This window comes from Corynebacterium sp. EPI-003-04-2554_SCH2473622 (genome assembly GCF_001665955.1).
Taxonomy (GTDB): domain Bacteria; phylum Actinomycetota; class Actinomycetes; order Mycobacteriales; family Mycobacteriaceae; genus Corynebacterium; species Corynebacterium pseudodiphtheriticum.
In genome coordinates this window covers 1-974 of sequence record NZ_LZMN01000047.1, presented here as the reverse complement: position 1 = coordinate 974, position 974 = coordinate 1, and the positions used below count along the sequence as shown (strand labels likewise).

Annotated in this window: 1 protein-coding gene; it reads left to right on the top strand. The window is 51.6% G+C overall.

All coding sequences use genetic code 11. The annotated features are described in order from the left end of the window. Window positions 1-66 precede the first annotated feature (66 nt). Window positions 67-765: a YPDG domain-containing protein gene (locus A5774_RS05445; protein ID WP_064833739.1), complete on the top strand. Its 699-nt coding sequence runs from the start codon at window positions 67-69 to the stop codon at window positions 763-765. Window positions 766-974 lie beyond the last annotated feature (209 nt).

Sequence of the window (974 nt, the reverse complement as noted above, 5' to 3'; positions counted from 1 at the left end):
TAGCCTGCGAAGGTTCAGATTCTTGATAAGGATAAGAAGCCTGTTGGGGATCCGATTGATGCGAAGGTGACTAAGGAGATTCCTGCTCCTTCTATTTCTGGTGATGCTGCTGAGGGTGGCAATGTCATCCCTGAGGGTGAGCCGACCCAGATTGGTCAGAAGGTTGCTAATCCGACTGAGGGTATGAGCGGTACCGTCACTGTTGATGGTCAGCCTGTTGATGATGCGACGGTAGCTGTTGATCCGCAGTCTGGTGAGATCACTGTTACGGTTCCTGAGGGAACTTTGGGTGATGGTGTTACTGAGAAGCCTGCGAAGGTTCAGATTCTTGATAAGGATAAGAAGCCTGTTGGGGATCCGATTGATGCGAAGGTGACTAAGGACATCTCTGAAGTCGTCGATCCAAACTGGAACGACACCAACCTTCCAGATGATGGTTCACGCGTGAACGTTCCTAACACCGGTGATGAGATTCCTCATGACACCGATGTCGACCTGTTGGTTGGCTACGGTGAACACAACAAGGGCGAACAGGACTGGACTGTGCGCCTGGAAGAAAATGGATCAATTACTGTGATCCCAGGTGGCGATGCAGCGCCAGAGGACTCCATCGAAGTACACGTGGAACTCACCTACGCAGACGGCTCCACCGAGACCAAGACTTTCATCGTCAAAGTCCCTTGGACCCTTGAAGGATTCTTCCCAGAAAATCTCGGCGAGCCAGACTGCGGATCAACAGCTACCGTCGCATCATCAACAGGCTGACCATCAACAGTGACGGTACCGCTCATACCCTCAGTCGGATTAGCAACCTTCTGACCAATCTGGGTCGGCTCACCCTCAGGGATGACATTGCCACCCTCAGCAGCATCACCAGAAATAGAAGGAGCAGGAATCTCCTTAGTCACCTTCGCATCAATCGGATCCCCAACAGGCTTCTTATCCTTATCAAGAATCTGAACCTTCGCAGGCTT